Below are 14,067 nucleotides of genomic sequence, written 5' to 3' on the forward strand. Positions count from 1 at the left end.
AGGGGGGAAGCAGGCCCTTCGTCTGTGTCTACAGCGGTTTGTCTACAGCGGTTTGCGCATCACCAGTTCGCGGCGTACGCCGTCGGCCATCAGGTCGCCGGGCTCGTCGGTGTCGACGTACCCGTGGCGCAGGTACAGGTTGTGCGCCGGGTCGTTGCCCGGGACAACGGAGAGCTTCAGGGCGGCGGCGCCGATGCCGCGGGCCCAGTCCTCGATCGCGGTCATCAGCGCGTTGCCGACGCCCTTGCCCCGGCCCACGGGCGCGACCCACATGGACACCAGTTCGGCGGCCCCGTCCTCGCCCGGGAACCCGCCGGCCAGGCCGGCCGGCGTACCGTCGATCGAGGCGATCACCTGATGCGCGCCGGGTGAACCGAGGCGCGCCCGCCAGCGGTCCTCGGTGGCGTCCACCCAGTCCGCGTACTGCGAGCCGAAGGCGAACGGCGCCTCTTCCAGTGCGGCGAGGCGCAGCTCACGCCAGGCCTTCCAGTCGTCCGGGCCGATTGCTTGTACGTCGATCACGCGCACAGGATCGCAGCCGGCCCGAGCTGGAGACCACTCAGTTTCTGGGCGGGAACCTCGACGACACCCAGTCGCGGACGCCGCCGAGGCCGTCGCCGAGGTCGCGGAGGAACTTGGCCAGCGGGTCCTGCGAGCGATTGAACGCGTCGGTGTACGACTTGGCCGCGTTCTTCGCCTCCTGCGAGATCGACGCGTCGGCGTCGTCCTGCCGCTTCGGGTAGTCGCCGGAGACGATCGTCGTGTACTCGCCCTCGTCGACCCAGCGGCGCAGCTCGTGCGCCCGGACCACGCCCAGCGGGTGCGACTGCGCCTCGAGCAGCAGCAGCTTCAGCACGCTGTCGCGCAGGTCGCCGGCGCTCTCGTACTCCGTGCCCTGCGCAAGGAACGCGGTGGTGTCGAGCTCCCCGAGCTGGCCGCCGCTGGCGAGCTTCATCTGGACGCGCAGCGCGACCGCGGGGTCCTGGGTCGCGAGCAGGCCGGCCCGGTCGCCCGACAGCTCCGCCTTGCGGTGCCACTCGTGCAGCGCGGCGATGATCGCGCGCAGGCCGAGCGCGCCGATCGGCATCCAGCCGACCGCGCCGGTCAGACGCATCAGCCACAGCAGCAGGGACTGGTACAGGGCGTGTCCGCTCTGCGCGTGCCCGAGTTCGTGGCCGAGGACGAACCGCAGCTCCTCCTCGTCCAGGCCCTGCAGCAGGGCGCTGTTGACCACGATGAACGGCTTGTCCATGCCGATCGTGACCGCGTTCCAGATCGGGCTGTTGGTGACATACAGCTCGGGGAGCTGGCGGACGTCGAGCGTGGTGGCCGCCTCGGTGAAGAGCCGGTGCATGGTCGGGAACTGCCGGTCGTCGACCCGGATCGCCGAGCCGAGGAACTGCAGCCGGAAGGCCCGCTCGTTGATCATCCCCGACATCTTGCGCAGGACGTAGTCGAAGCCCTTCAGCTGCCGCAGCGCGACCAGCGCACCCCGGTCCGCAGGGTGCTCCCACGCCCGCGAGCTGATGTCGGTCAACGTCACCCGCTGCCGCGTCGGCCGATCGCTGTTCTCGCTCATCGTTCCCCCTGCTGCCCGGTCGTCATGGATTCCCAACCTAGCTCGCCCTCGGGGTCCAGCGCGGATTGAGCGCCGCAGCCAGCAACCCGGTGGGGATCCAGCCGATCGGCACTGCCCACCAGCCGAGGCCCTGCCCGGCCACGATTGCAGTCGTCCCGACCGACAGCGCCGTACCGGCGAGCCAGTACCAGAGTGCGTTCCAGCCGGGGCGCTGGGTGCCGCGGCGGTAGCCGACCCAGGCGAGGGTCAGCGTCGCAGGGAGGGCCAGGGCGATCGCCCCGACGGTGAGGATCGCCAGGATCATCGCGACCTCGGCCGGCGAGAACTCGATGGCGCCGAGCGGGATCACCGGGGCCACCCGCCGTACTGCTGGGCGTGCAGCCGGGGGTACTCGGGCTGGTACGGCTGCTGGTATGGCTGCTGGTACGGCTGGTAGTAAGGACGCGGGCGGCGGTGCAGGATCCGGGCGCGCCGGTCCTGGGGGAGGAGGAACAAGGCGAGCGTCCAGTGCACTGCGCAGTCCAGGACCATCATCACGATGGCAAGGTGCAGCAGGAGGCAACCAGCCAGGATCGCGACCGAGAGTGCGACGCTCCAGGTCCAGTACCAGACACCGTTCAAGAACCGATGGCGGTCGGCGCGCAGCCAGCCGACCACCGCGAGCGGACCACACGTCACCAGAGCGCCAGGCACCGCGAAAGCTGCCACGGCCAGCGCGGCGTACCACTCCGGGATGGGGTTCATGGGATCGATCCTCGCCGCCGGGGCGGGTGGTTGCAGAGCGTAGGAATACTCAAATCGCCTCGTACGTCTTAGCCTGGCCCGCATGAGTGAGGTAGACGGGGTGTGCCGTGAGGTCGACCGGCGCGACGAGAAGGCGCGGGCCTGGGTGTCCGAGGCGATCCGGATCGTCGACGCCGACGCCAACCGGAGCGCGGACACGCATCTGCACGTGTTCCCGATGCCGGAGGGTTCCGGCGTGGACCTGTACCTCAAGGACGAGTCCGTCCACCCCACCGGCTCGCTCAAGCACCGGCTCGCTCGGTCGCTGTTCCTGTACGCGCTGTGCAACGGCTGGATCCACGAGGGCACCACGGTCATCGAGGCGTCCAGCGGCTCCACGGCCGTCAGCGAGGCGTACTTCGCCCGCCTGCTCGGCCTGCCGTTCATTGCCGTGATGCCGGCGTCCACGAGCCGCGAGAAGGTCGAGCTGATCGAGTTCTACGGCGGCCGCTGCCACTTCGTCGAGCGCTCCGGCCAGATCTACGGCGAGGCCAAGCGGCTGGCCGAGGAGACCGGCGGGCACTACATGGACCAGTTCACGTACGCCGAGCGTGCGACCGACTGGCGCGGCAACAACAACATCGCCGAGTCGATCTTCGGGCAGCTCTCGCTCGAGGCGCACCCGATCCCGACCTGGATCGTCGTCGGCGCCGGCACCGGCGGCACGTCGGCCACCATCGGGCGGTACGTCCGGTACCAGCGGTACGACACCTCGGTCGCCGTCGTCGACCCGGAGAACTCCGCGTTCTTCCCCGCCTTCGAAGCCGGCGACCACGACTTCTCCACCGGCCGCCCGTCCCGCATCGAAGGCATCGGCCGCCCCCGCGTCGAGCCGTCCTTCGTCCTCGGCGTCGTCGACCGGATGATCGCGGTCCCCGACGCCGCCTCGATCGCCGCGATGCGCTTCTGCTCCCGCGTCACCGGCCGCCTCGTCGGCGGCTCCACCGGCACCAACCTCTGGGGTGCCCTCCGCCTGGCCGCCGAGATGCGCCGCACCGGCGCCCGCGGCAGCATCGTCACACTCCTGTGCGACAGCGGCGAACGCTACGGAAACACGTACTACGACGACACGTGGCTCCGCACGGCCGGCATCGACATCACCCCGTACACCACCACCCTCGAAACCTTCGCCACCACGGGCCACTGGACCGAGCCGGAGTAATCCGCCCCCCGCGTGCTACACAGCCACACTGTCGTCGCTCCGCTCCTCCGACGGGCTGCTACGCGCGCTCCCACCCACCCCGGCTTGCGCCGGACATCTGTTTCCGGCTGCCGCCGGGGTGTTCGGGCTTGCGCCGGTTGTTTCCGGCTGGCGCCGGGGTGTTCGGGCTTGCGTCGGCTGATTCCGGCTGCCGCCGGAGTTGTTGCTGGCTGCCGCCGGCGGGTTGGGCTGGCGCCCGCGGGTGACGGCTTGGCTGAGTGTGTGGTCGAGCGGGACTGTGATGTTGGGGCTTGTGATGAGCCCACGCGTGCTACGCAGTCGTCTTCTCGTCGCTGCGCTCCTCGGTGCATGTGCTGTGCGCGCTCCCGCCCACCCCTGTGAGCGCCACACTTCTGTCTCCGGCTGCTTGCGGCTGAGGTCGCGGCAACCTGGGGCCATGTGGTGACCACCCTCTGGGGACTGTGAACAGGCTATTGCTTGTTCACAGTCCCCAGAGGGTGTTTCACGTCCTGTGCAGACGGTCGGATCCGCCGGTCATGTCCCGCCGGTCGAGTCACGCGCACCGGTTCGAGTCCGCAGCAGACGGGTGTTCAGGGCAGTAGCGCCAGCTTCCCTACGGTGGCTCGGGATTCGAGTTCGGTCAGGATTTTGGGGCCTTCGGCGAGGTCGTGGGTGGTCGGTTGTGTGGGTGTGAGCACGCCAGCCGCGATCAGGTGGAACAGTTCGCCCATCACCTCGCTGTACATCTGGGGTGCTGCCTGGATCACCGTGCCGATGTTCAGGCCGATGAGCTGGACCTGGTGTCGGTAGACGAGGTCCCAGTTGCTGATGCCGGCCTCGCCCGCGGGGAGGCCGGAGACGATGACTCGGCCGGTGACGCGTTTGGTGGCGGTCAGGCTGGCGGTGAAGGTGGGGCCGCCTACCGACTCCAGGGCCAGGTCGACACCGGCGCCATCGGTCAATTCCAGTACGGCGCCGGCGAGGTCGGGGCTGCGGGAGTTGAGGATGTGGTCCGCGCCGAGCGCACGGACCACCTCGTGCTTCTCGGGGGAGGCGGTCGCGATCACCGTCGCGCCATAGTGTTTCGCCATCTTCACCGCGGCCTGCCCGGTCGCACCGGCGGCGGCGTGGATCAGCACGGCCTGGCCTGCGGTCAGACCACCCAGCGGACGGAGCGCGGTCAGCGCGGTCGGCCAGTTGACGACCAGGCCCAGCACTTGCTCGTCGTCCCAACCCGGAGGAACCGAAACAGCCGCGACAGCCGGTAGCACAAGGTATTCCGCGAACGCCCCGCCGCCGATGCTTACCCCGACCACGTGGGTGCCGAGCCCGATCTCCACCCCTTCGCCGGCCGCCACCACCTCACCGGCGGCCTCGATCCCTGCCACATAAGGCGGTCGCGGGCCGCCGGCGAACGTTCCGCGTGCCTGCGAGATGTCGACGAAGTTGATGCCGGCAGCAACGACCCGGATCAGCACCTGACCCGCTCCGGGCGCCGGGACCGGGGCGTCGGTGACCAGTCGCAGACCGGCCGGCCCGTCCGGGGACGTCTGTTCCAAGGCGCGCATCGCACCCTCCTTGCTTTCTTGATCGATCGACCAATAAATCGTCGCAGTGCTCGAGGGGGGAGGTCAAGATAAACTTGGTCGATCGACCAAGAAATCCGGAAGGATCCTGGGATGGCGACCCGCGGCAGACCGCGCACCTTTGACCCGGACATCGCCCTGGGGCAGGCCCTCGACGTCTTCTGGGAGCGCGGGTACGAAGGCACGTCGCTCAGTGATCTGGCCGCGGCGATGGGGATCAAGTCGGCCAGCATCTACGCCTGCTTCGGCAGCAAGGAAAACCTGTTCCGCCAGGTCATGGCCAGGTACGGCGCAACGGCCGGCGAGCCTCCACGCCGTGCCCTCCGCGAGCAGCCGACCGCTCGCGGGGCGGTCCATGCCATGCTGCGGGCAACCGCCGATCAGATCACTCAACCCGACCGCCCGCACTACTGCATGCTGATCCTGGCCGCGCCGACGGGAGCCGTGGAAAATCATGCGGTACGGGAGTTTCTGGCCGACGGCCGCCACGGTCAGTACGCCGAGATCAGGGAACGCCTGTCCCGTGGTGTGAAGGACGGTGATCTGACCGCGCCGGACGTCGGGGTGGACGCGATGGCCAGGTACTACGCCACCATCGTCCAAGGCCTGTCCATCCAGGCCCGCGACGGTGCGACTCGCGCCGAACTGGAAACCGTCATCACCTGCGCGATGGCCGCCTGGGAAGCTCTCGCGTCATGACCCGCGTGTTGATCACCGGCATGTCCGGCACGGGCAAGACGACCCTCCTGGAAGAACTCGCGCGGCGAGGTCACGCAACCGTCGACACCGACTACGACGGATGGACCCGAGCCGACGGTCTCTGGGACGAGCAGCGCATGGAGCGGTTGCTCGCGCGGCAGGCCGACGTGGTTGTGTCCGGCACGGTCGAGAATCAGGGCAAGTTCTACGACCGCTTCGAACAGGTCGTGCTGCTCAGTGCTCCGATCGACGTGCTCATCGAGCGCGTGACTCGCCGGACGAACAACCCGTACGGCAGAACCCCTGAACAGCAAGCGCAGATCGCCACCTACGTCCGCACCGTCGAACCTCTGCTGCGCCGCGGCGCCACCCTCGAGCTCGACGGCCGGCAGCTGATCACCAGCCTCGCCGACTCGATCGAGAAGCTGCTCGCCCCGAGTTAGGCCAGGCGGGTGGCGATGTCGTCGGCTAGTTTGCCGAGGAGGCGGCCCAGTTCGGAGCGGTCGTGCTCGGGCCAGTCGGCGATCACCTCGCGGAACCAGCCGACGATCGTGGATGTGTAGCGGTTTGCTGCCTCGGTGCCGGTGTCGGTGGCTTCGATCAGGCTGGCGCGGCGGTCGTTCGGGTCGGTGACGCGGCGGACCAGGCCGCGGTGCTCGAGTGCCTGCACCTGGCGGGTGACGTGCGGGCCGACCACCTGCATCCGGTCGGCGATCTCGCCGACGCGCAGCGGGCTGTCCGCCATGGACAGGGTGAGCAGGATGGTCATCGCCGGACGGTCGAGCGCCAGTCCGGTCGCCTCGGTCGCCTGCTGCGCGAGCCGGCCGCGGTTCATCGCCGTACTCAGTTGAACCAGCCGTGGCAACAGCGCCAGGTCGTCACCAGAGGTCACTTGATTACCTACCTTAGGTATGTTTATCCTCGAGCTATTAGCTACCTAAGGTACATACTTCTGGAAGGGATCTCCATCATGACCACTGTGCTGATCTCCGGCGCGAGTATCGCCGGACCTGCCCTGGCGTACTGGCTCGACCGCTACGGGTTCGACGTGACCGTGGTGGAGCGCTCCGGTGCGATCCGCGGTGGCGGCTACGCCATCGACATCCGCGGCACCGCCCGCGACGTCGTCGACCGGATGGGGTTGCTGCCGCGACTCCGTTCGGCGCATGTCGGCACGCAGAAGATCTCGTTCGTCGATCCTGACGGTGCGCCGATCGCGACGCTTCAGCCCGAGTCGCTGACCGGCGGCACCGAGGGGCTGGATCTGGAGGTGCGGCGGGGCGACCTGGCCGACGCGCTGTACGCGCCGGTCAAGGACCGCGTCGAGTTCCGGTTCGGTGACTCGATCGCGGTGCTGGACGATCGCGGCGACCGGGTCGACGTCGTGTTCGAGAGCGGCGTCAGGCAGAGCTTCGACCTGGTGATCGGCGCCGACGGCCTGCACTCCACCACCCGCCGGCTGGTCTTCGGCCCGGAGGAGCAGTTCCATTGGTACGTCGGCTACACGTTCGCCGGGTTCACGCTCCCGAACGAGTTCGGGCTCGCCCATGAGGGAGTCGTCTGGAACGTCCCCGGCCGCTCCGCGGTGCTGTACGCCCACGAGCCGGACGAGCCGGTGCACGGTTTCCTGAATTTCCGTCAGCAGGAACCGCCGTACGACGCGTTCCGCAACCCGGCAGCCCAACGGGAGCTGGTGTCCGCCAGATTTCCGGACGAGGGCTGGCACGTTCCGCGGCTGGTGCGGGCGATGCGTGAGGCCGACGACCTGTTCTTCGACGTGGTCAGCCAGATCCACATGCCGGCCTGGTCGCGCGGACGGGTCGCGCTGGTCGGTGATGCGGCGTACGCGACCTCGTTCCTGTCCGGTCAGGGGTCGAGTGTCGCTCTCGTGGGCGCGTATGTGCTGGCCGGCGAGCTCGCAACATACGACGGTCGCACAACGGCGTTCACCGCCTACGAGCAGCGGATCCGTGGCTTCGTCGAGCAGAATCAGGCCCTGGTCGAGATCGGCCGCAGCAGCCTGACACCCGAGACCCAGGAACTCATCGATGCCCGTAACGAGGCCCTGAACTCAGAGAGCATGACGGGCGACCAAGGGCGCGAAGCCAACACCGCGCTGCAGCTACCGGAGTACGGCTCAGCTGCCTAGTGCCAGTCCCAGGCCGAGGCCGATGGCGTACAGGAGTTCGGTTAGGCCGGTGAACTTCAGGACGGGGATCAGGGCTGGGCCTACGGCGTCGCTGAGGATTATGCGGGTGGACTTTATGGCCAGGGGGAGGGCGATGAAGGCCAGGAGTGTCCAGGGGGTGGCGATGGTGGAGACGGCGGCCAGGATGAAGGCCAGGGCGATTAGGGCGGCGTAGAAGCGGCGGGAGAGGGCTGCGCCTAGGACTACGGCCAGGGTGCGTTTGCCGGTGACTGAGTCGGTGGGGATGTCGCGGAGGTTGTTGGCTACCAGGAGGGCGCAGGCGATGGCGCCGATTGCGACGGCGCCGGCTGCGGCGGTCCAGTTCACTGTCTCTGCTTGGACGTACGTCGTGCCCAGGACGGCTACCAGGCCGAAGAAGAGGAAGACGCTGACCTCGCCGAGGGCGCGGTAGCCGTACGGGCGTTTGCCGCCGGTGTAGAACCAGGCTCCCAGCAGGGAGGCTGCTCCGGCGACCAGGAGCCACCAGCTGGATGTTGCGCAGAGGACGATGCCCAGGGCGGCGCCGATGCCGAAGCAGGTGAAGGCGGCGGTCTTGACTGCTCGGGGGGTGGCGACCTTGGAGCCGACCAGGCGGAGTGGGCCGACGCGGTTCTCGTCGGTGCCGCGGATGCCGTCGCTGTAGTCGTTGGCGTAGTTGACCCCGATCTGCAGCGCCAGCGCGACGCCGAGCGCCAGCAGCGCCTTCCACCAGACGAAGCCGTCGAGGTACGCGGCCGCGCCGGTTCCGACGAGCACGGGGGAGATCGCGGCGGGCAGGGTGCGGGGGCGGGCGCCTTCGATCCACTGGGCAGGGGTAGCCATGAGCATCGATTCTGTCAGCCGCACGGCCGACCGCCCGAGCCGGGCCGGGGCGCGGTGTCTCGGCCGTCGCGGCGGGCCGCGGTGGGTGTGGGCCGGGTGAGGCCGGTGTGGTGTCGCTCTCGGAGCGGGCCTGGGTGCGGGTGGGTGAGGTGTAGGGGCCGTAGGCTCGTTGGTGTCATGGCTAGTTTGCGGCTGGTTCCCGGTACGCCGGATGCGGTGTTGTCTGCGTTGAGCGGTGTACTCGACGGGAGCGGAGCGCCGTTCGCGCCGGTGCCCGACGACGCGGTCGGAGCCGCGCGGGTGCGCCAGGCGGCCAGGCCGGACGAGCCGGTGGAGGACGGGTGTGCGGTGGTGCTGACCACCTCCGGATCGTCCGGGGAGCCCAAGGGCGTGCTGCTCTCGCGGGACGCCCTGATCGCGTCGGCTGTCGCCACGCACGAGCGGCTCGGCGGCCCGGGGCAGTGGCTGCTGCCGATGAAGCCGTACTTCGTCGGCGGGCTGCAGATCCTCACGCGCTCGCTGGTCGCCGGCACGACGCCGGTGCTGGTCGGCGACAGCTTCACCGAGGCCGCGCAGCGGCTGACCGGTGCCCGGCGCTACACAGCGATGGTGCCGACGCAGCTGGCCCGCTACCTCGAGACCGACCTCCAGGCGTTGCGCTCGTTCGACGCGATCATCATCGGCGGGGCGTCGACGCCGGAGCCGCTCAAACTCCGCGCGGCGGAGGCGGGCGTGCACGCGATCCCGGCGTACGGGATGACCGAGACCGGCAGCGGCTGCGTGTACGCCGGGGTGCCGCTGAACGGCACCGCGGTCGATCTCGACGGCGATCACCGGATCCTGATCAAGGGGAGCACGTTGTTCTCCGGGTACCGGTTGCGCCCGGAGCTGACCGCGGAGGTGCTGCGCGACGGCTGGTTCCGCGCGCAGGACCGCGGCGAGCTCGTCGACGGGCGGTTGCGGGTCGTCGGGCGCGTGGACGACGTCGTGATCTCCGGAGGCGTGAATGTCACGTTGCCGACGGTGCAGGCGCGGCTGCTCGAGCATCCGGCGGTGACGGATGCCGTCGTGCTCGGGGCGCCGGATGCCGAGTGGGGGACCCGAGTGGTGGCCTTCGTCGTCGGCGAGACCACGCGTGAGGAGCTCAGGGACTGGGTCAGCCAGACCTTGCCGCGGACCTGGGCTCCGCAGGAGGTCAACCTGCTGCAGGCGTTGCCGATGCTTGCCTCCGGCAAGGTGGATCGGCAGCGGTTGCTGGAGGGCGTGCGGTGATCACGTACTCGATCGGCCTCAAGAACAAGTTCCGTGGCATCACAGTGCGCGAGGGCATGCTGTACGAAGGCCCTGCGGGCTGGGCGGAGTGGAGTCCGTTCCTGGACTACGACGACGCCACGTGCGTGTCCTGGCTGCGGGCTGCTCGCGAGGCGGCCGAGGACGGCTGGCCGGCGCCGGTGCGTGACCGGGTGCCCGTCAACTGCACTGTGCCTGCCGTTGGACCCGAGAAGGCCGCGCAGATTGTCAGAGCGTCCGGCTGCAGCACGGCGAAGGTGAAGGTGGCTGAGCCAGGTCAGACGCTCACTGACGACCTGGAGCGGGTCGAGGCGGTGCGCGACGCCATCGGCAATGGACAGGTCCGCGTAGACGCCAACGGACTCTGGTCCGTAGACGAGGCGATCAAGAGCCTCAAACAGCTGCAGCGGTTCGAGCTGGAGTATGTCGAGCAGCCCTGCGCGACTGTGGAGGAGCTGGCGGACGTCAGGCGCCGGACGGCTGTACCCGTCGCCGCTGACGAGTCGATCCGGCGCGCTGAAGACCCGCTGCGGGTCAAGAAGCTCGACGCGGCGGACATCGCCGTACTGAAGGTGCAGCCGATCGGTGGCGTCCGTGCGTGCCTCGACATCGCCGAGCAGATCGGGCTGCCCGTAGTGGTCTCGTCAGCGCTGGAGACCTCGGTAGGTATCGCAGCCGGCGTCGCGCTCGCCGCTGCGCTGCCAGAGCTGCCCTACGCGTGCGGTCTGGCCACGGTGTCGATGTTCACCCAAGAGGTCGTCGCCGAGCCTCTGCTGCCCACCAACGGGTTCCTGCCGGTGAGGACCGTCGTACCGGATCCCCAGTTGCTGCAACAGGCGCGTGCCGACGCAGGCCGGACCAAGGTGTGGGAAGAACGCCTGTCCCGAGTAAGGAGTGCCGGATGAACCCCTCCACGGCGTTTGCGACGGTCGTGGTCGACGAACTGATCCGCTGCGGCGTACGCGAGGCCGTCGTGTGCCCCGGCTCTCGCAGCGCCCCGCTGGCACTGGCCTTCGCGGCCGCCGACCGGGCCGGCCGGCTCAGGCTGCATGTGCGGATCGACGAGCGTACGGCGGGCTTCCTGGCGATCGGACTGATGCGAGGCAGCGGCCTTCCGGTGCCGGTCGTCACAACGTCGGGTACCGCGGTCGCGAACCTGCACCCTGCCGTACTGGAGGCATCGCACAGCGGCCTCCCGTTGATCGTGCTGAGCGCGGACCGGCCTCCCGCGCTGAGAGGTAGCGGCGCGAACCAGACCACCGACCAGATCAAGGTGTTCGGCTCCGCGGTCCGTCTGTTCCACGAGATGGGTACGCCGGTGCGTGAGGCCGGCCAAGTGGCGTACTGGCGGTCGCAGGTCGCGAGAGCTGTAGCCAACGCGACAGGCGCACGTTCGTCGGACCCTGGGCCGGTGCAGCTCAACTGCCCGCTCAGCGAGCCACTCGTACCCACTGACGGGCCCGAGTGGCCTGAAGCGTTGGACGGGCGCAGCACTGGGCCGTGGACCGCTGTGCACGCTGCTAGTGCTCAACCCGCCGCAGTGTCGCCCGGCCCAAGGACTGTGGTTGTAGCTGGTGACGGGGCCTCGCAAGCCGCCCGGCTGGCTGCTGAGGCGGGGCGGTGGCCGTTGTTCGCAGAGCCGTCCAGCCGGGCACGGACAGGGCCGTCCGTGGTCAGCGCGTACCGGTTGTTGCTGCAGGCAAACCCTCTGGCCGGCGAGATCGAGCGGGTGCTGGTCTTCGGTCACCCGACCCTGTCCCGGCCGATCTCGAAGCTGCTGGCCCGTCCGGACGTCGAGGTGATCGTGGTGGCGCCGACCGGTCTGTGGCCGGACCCGGCCCGGCGGGCGGCGTCCGTGGTCTCCGGGCTGACGGTGACGGGACCAGACAGGACCGACTGGCTGCAGCGCTGGCAGGACGCGGATCAGGCCGCCCGCCCGGAGATCGACAAGGTGCTCGCGGACGGCCTCAGCGGACCGCGCGTCGCGGCGCTCGTCGGTGAGGCGGTCGGCGCCGACGGGATGCTCGTGGTCGCCTCGTCGAACCCGGTCCGCGATCTGGACCTGGCCCCGGTGGTCCCGATCCGCACGATCGCGAACCGCGGCCTGGCCGGGATCGACGGCACGATCTCGACCGCGATCGGCGCCGCGCTCGCGAACGCCGGCCCGACGTACGCACTGATCGGCGACCTCGCCTTCCTGCACGACGCCACCGGGCTCGTGATCGGGCCGGACGAGGCCCGGCCGGACCTGCGGATCGTGGTCGTCAACGACAACGGCGGCGGCATCTTCTCCACCCTGGAACAAGGCGATCCGGACCACGCGACACACTTCGAGCGCGTCTTCGGGACCCCGCACAACGTCGACCTCGGCGCACTGTGCGCGGCCAGCGGTACGGCGTACACGCTGGTGAAGACCGTCGACGAGCTGCGGGCCGCACTGGCTCCCACGGTCGCCGGTCTGGACGTCGTCGAGGTGCGGGTCTCCCGTGACGGTCACCGGCCGATCGGCGCGGCGCTGGTCGCGGCGCTCAAGCAGCTGTAACCGGCACCTTCTGCGCGGGCTGCAGGGTCCGCAGGTGGCTGAGCAGCGGTACGGCCAGCGCGACGACCAGTGCTGTCGTGGTCAGGATCGGGATCGTCGCGCCGCGCAGTGACGAGTTGAGCGGAGCCGCGATGGTGAAGATCAGGCTGACCGCGGTGATGGTCGTGGTCAGCCTGCGGCCGGGGCGCGCCACGGCCAGGAACGGCAGGCACCACAGGAAGTACCAGTCGTGCGCGCTCGGCCCGAGGACGACGACCGCGAGCAGTGCGACGCCAACGGCTCGTGCCGCGTAGTGGATGGACGACCGGAGACTCAGCCAGGCGATCAGGCCGAGTGCTACGACCATGCCGACCAGGCGGACGATCTGTAGCGCCTGTGCGGCCGCTGTGTCCTCGCCGAGCCAGCCGAGTACGCCGGACGCGGCCATGCCGATCAGGTTGGCGATGGAGAACGGCGAACGGACCAGTCCGGGGACGTCGAGGGCGCCGAGCCAGCCGGAGCCCACACCGGTCAGTGCACCGATCGTGAGGAGTGTCAGGACCGACACCGCGCCCGCGATGACCAGACTGGCGAGCCGGTGCAGCCGTCCGGCGAGAGGGCTCATCACCGCGGCTATGGCGATCGCCACGAGCCCGCCTGGGAGCTTCACCGCGGCCGCAGTGCCGGCGATGACTGCCGCCGTACCCCAGTGGCCGGTCAGGGCGAGTGCGAAGGCGCTGCAGGCCAGCCCGAGCATCAGTACGTCGTTGTGCGCCGCACCGATGCCGTGCGTGATCAGCATGGGGTTCAGAACGACCAGCCAGGTGGCGAACACCGGGTCGACGCGACATGCGGTCGCCAGGCGCGGCACGGCCCAGGCGATGAGGGCTATGCCAAGTACGGCGAGAAGGCGGTGCGCCAGCATCAGCACGTACGGGTCCATGGTGAGGTGGGCGAGCAGACCGCCGTACGCGAGCGGCAGGGGCCCGTACGGTGCGGGTGTCTGCATCCACATCGGGTCGACGGCCTCGAGGATGTGGCCGGACAGTACGCCGGGGCCTACGTCGTACGGGTTGTAGCCCTCGGCGACCAGTGCGCCCTGAGCCGCGTAGCTCCAGGCGTCGCGGCTGAACAGCGGCGGCGTCAGGAGAAGCGGGGCGCTCCAGCAGACCGTCATACGGAGCAGCGGGAGGCGTTCGCCGGCCATGACTCGCCTGCCGACGGTCAGCCAGGCCCAGGCCATCAGCCCGAGCCCGGCGACCATGAACGTCAGCCCGACCATCCGGCCGGGCAACGAGTGCCGCAACGGAACCGCGGCCACCCAGGACGACTCCGGCACCACCGAGGTCACCAGACTCGCCACCGCGACTACAACAGAGCCGACGACCCCACGCACCATCGGCGAACGCATGGCCGGACCGTAGCCCGGCCATGCAA

General features: G+C 69.5%; 15 protein-coding genes. 7 read left to right on the forward strand and 8 right to left on the reverse strand.

What is annotated here, in order from left to right:
- Window positions 1-42: 42 nt before the first annotated feature.
- From ABZW60_RS29160 to ABZW60_RS29175, 4 genes are read right to left on the reverse strand one after another with little or no spacing between them, the layout of a single operon-like run.
- A complete protein-coding gene (locus ABZW60_RS29160) occupies window positions 43-522 on the reverse strand; it encodes a GNAT family N-acetyltransferase (RefSeq protein ID WP_355482161.1) in 480 nt (159 codons plus the stop codon).
- 37 nt (window positions 523-559) lie between these two features.
- Window positions 560-1,579 carry a M48 family metallopeptidase gene (locus ABZW60_RS29165; RefSeq protein WP_355482163.1) on the reverse strand — a complete coding sequence of 340 codons (1,020 nt, stop codon included), beginning with the start codon at window positions 1,577-1,579 and terminating at the stop codon, window positions 560-562.
- A gap of 37 nt (window positions 1,580-1,616) precedes the next feature.
- Window positions 1,617-1,937 (reverse strand): hypothetical protein, encoded by a 321-nt coding sequence (locus ABZW60_RS29170; RefSeq protein WP_355482165.1) that lies wholly within the window; start codon window positions 1,935-1,937, stop codon window positions 1,617-1,619.
- Window positions 1,925-2,323 carry a hypothetical protein gene (locus ABZW60_RS29175; RefSeq protein ID WP_355482167.1) on the reverse strand — a complete coding sequence of 133 codons (399 nt, stop codon included), beginning with the start codon at window positions 2,321-2,323 and terminating at the stop codon, window positions 1,925-1,927. The genes ABZW60_RS29170 and ABZW60_RS29175 overlap by 13 nt, the downstream gene beginning before the upstream one ends.
- A gap of 82 nt (window positions 2,324-2,405) precedes the next feature.
- On the opposite strand from ABZW60_RS29175, the gene ABZW60_RS29180 reads away from it, so the two are divergent.
- Window positions 2,406-3,524 (forward strand): PLP-dependent cysteine synthase family protein, encoded by a 1,119-nt coding sequence (locus ABZW60_RS29180; protein WP_355482169.1) that lies wholly within the window; start codon window positions 2,406-2,408, stop codon window positions 3,522-3,524.
- 590 nt (window positions 3,525-4,114) lie between these two features.
- On the opposite strand, the gene ABZW60_RS29185 is transcribed toward ABZW60_RS29180, so the two are convergent.
- A complete protein-coding gene (locus ABZW60_RS29185; protein ID WP_355482172.1) occupies window positions 4,115-5,002 on the reverse strand; it encodes a zinc-binding dehydrogenase in 888 nt (295 codons plus the stop codon).
- Window positions 5,003-5,203: 201 nt separating this feature from the next.
- On the opposite strand from ABZW60_RS29185, the gene ABZW60_RS29190 reads away from it, so the two are divergent.
- Both ABZW60_RS29190 and ABZW60_RS29195 read left to right on the forward strand, forming a co-directional pair.
- The gene (locus ABZW60_RS29190) at window positions 5,204-5,809 is read left to right on the forward strand and encodes a TetR/AcrR family transcriptional regulator (protein ID WP_355482174.1); all 606 of its coding nucleotides are present in this window, start codon (window positions 5,204-5,206) and stop codon (window positions 5,807-5,809) included.
- Window positions 5,806-6,252, forward strand: a complete 447-nt coding sequence (locus ABZW60_RS29195; RefSeq protein WP_355482176.1) for an AAA family ATPase — start codon at window positions 5,806-5,808, stop codon at window positions 6,250-6,252. Before ABZW60_RS29190 ends, ABZW60_RS29195 begins: the two co-directional genes overlap by 4 nt.
- On the opposite strand, the gene ABZW60_RS29200 is transcribed toward ABZW60_RS29195, so the two are convergent.
- Window positions 6,249-6,701, reverse strand: a complete 453-nt coding sequence (locus ABZW60_RS29200; RefSeq protein ID WP_355482178.1) for a MarR family transcriptional regulator — start codon at window positions 6,699-6,701, stop codon at window positions 6,249-6,251. The genes ABZW60_RS29195 and ABZW60_RS29200 overlap by 4 nt on opposite strands.
- A 78-nt stretch (window positions 6,702-6,779) precedes the next feature.
- Between ABZW60_RS29200 and ABZW60_RS29205 the strand changes: the two genes are divergently transcribed.
- Window positions 6,780-7,958 carry an FAD-dependent monooxygenase gene (locus tag ABZW60_RS29205; RefSeq protein ID WP_355482180.1) on the forward strand — a complete coding sequence of 393 codons (1,179 nt, stop codon included), beginning with the start codon at window positions 6,780-6,782 and terminating at the stop codon, window positions 7,956-7,958.
- Here the strand turns inward: ABZW60_RS29205 and ABZW60_RS29210 are convergent.
- Complete coding sequence (locus ABZW60_RS29210) at window positions 7,947-8,819, reverse strand: 1,4-dihydroxy-2-naphthoate polyprenyltransferase (protein WP_355482182.1); 873 nt, start codon at window positions 8,817-8,819, stop codon at window positions 7,947-7,949. The genes ABZW60_RS29205 and ABZW60_RS29210 overlap by 12 nt on opposite strands.
- 177 nt (window positions 8,820-8,996) lie before the next feature.
- Here ABZW60_RS29210 and ABZW60_RS29215 point away from each other — a divergent pair, with 177 nt between their 5' ends.
- The 3 genes from ABZW60_RS29215 to menD are packed head-to-tail and all read left to right on the forward strand — an operon-like array spanning window position 8,997 to window position 12,651.
- A complete protein-coding gene (locus tag ABZW60_RS29215) occupies window positions 8,997-10,091 on the forward strand; it encodes an AMP-binding protein (protein WP_355482183.1) in 1,095 nt (364 codons plus the stop codon).
- Entirely contained in the window at window positions 10,088-11,014 is a 927-nt protein-coding gene (locus ABZW60_RS29220; protein ID WP_355482184.1) for an o-succinylbenzoate synthase, read from the forward strand. The genes ABZW60_RS29215 and ABZW60_RS29220 overlap by 4 nt, the downstream gene beginning before the upstream one ends.
- Window positions 11,011-12,651: a 2-succinyl-5-enolpyruvyl-6-hydroxy-3-cyclohexene-1-carboxylic-acid synthase gene (gene menD / locus ABZW60_RS29225; protein WP_355482186.1), complete on the forward strand. Its 1,641-nt coding sequence runs from the start codon at window positions 11,011-11,013 to the stop codon at window positions 12,649-12,651. Before ABZW60_RS29220 ends, menD begins: the two co-directional genes overlap by 4 nt.
- Here the strand turns inward: menD and mptB are convergent.
- A complete protein-coding gene (mptB, locus tag ABZW60_RS29230) occupies window positions 12,638-14,041 on the reverse strand; it encodes a polyprenol phosphomannose-dependent alpha 1,6 mannosyltransferase MptB (protein ID WP_355482187.1) in 1,404 nt (467 codons plus the stop codon). The genes menD and mptB overlap by 14 nt on opposite strands.
- Between the last annotated feature and the right edge of the window lie 26 nt (window positions 14,042-14,067).

The sequence above is a fragment of the Kribbella sp. NPDC003557 genome (assembly GCF_040610805.1).
Taxonomy (GTDB): domain Bacteria; phylum Actinomycetota; class Actinomycetes; order Propionibacteriales; family Kribbellaceae; genus Kribbella.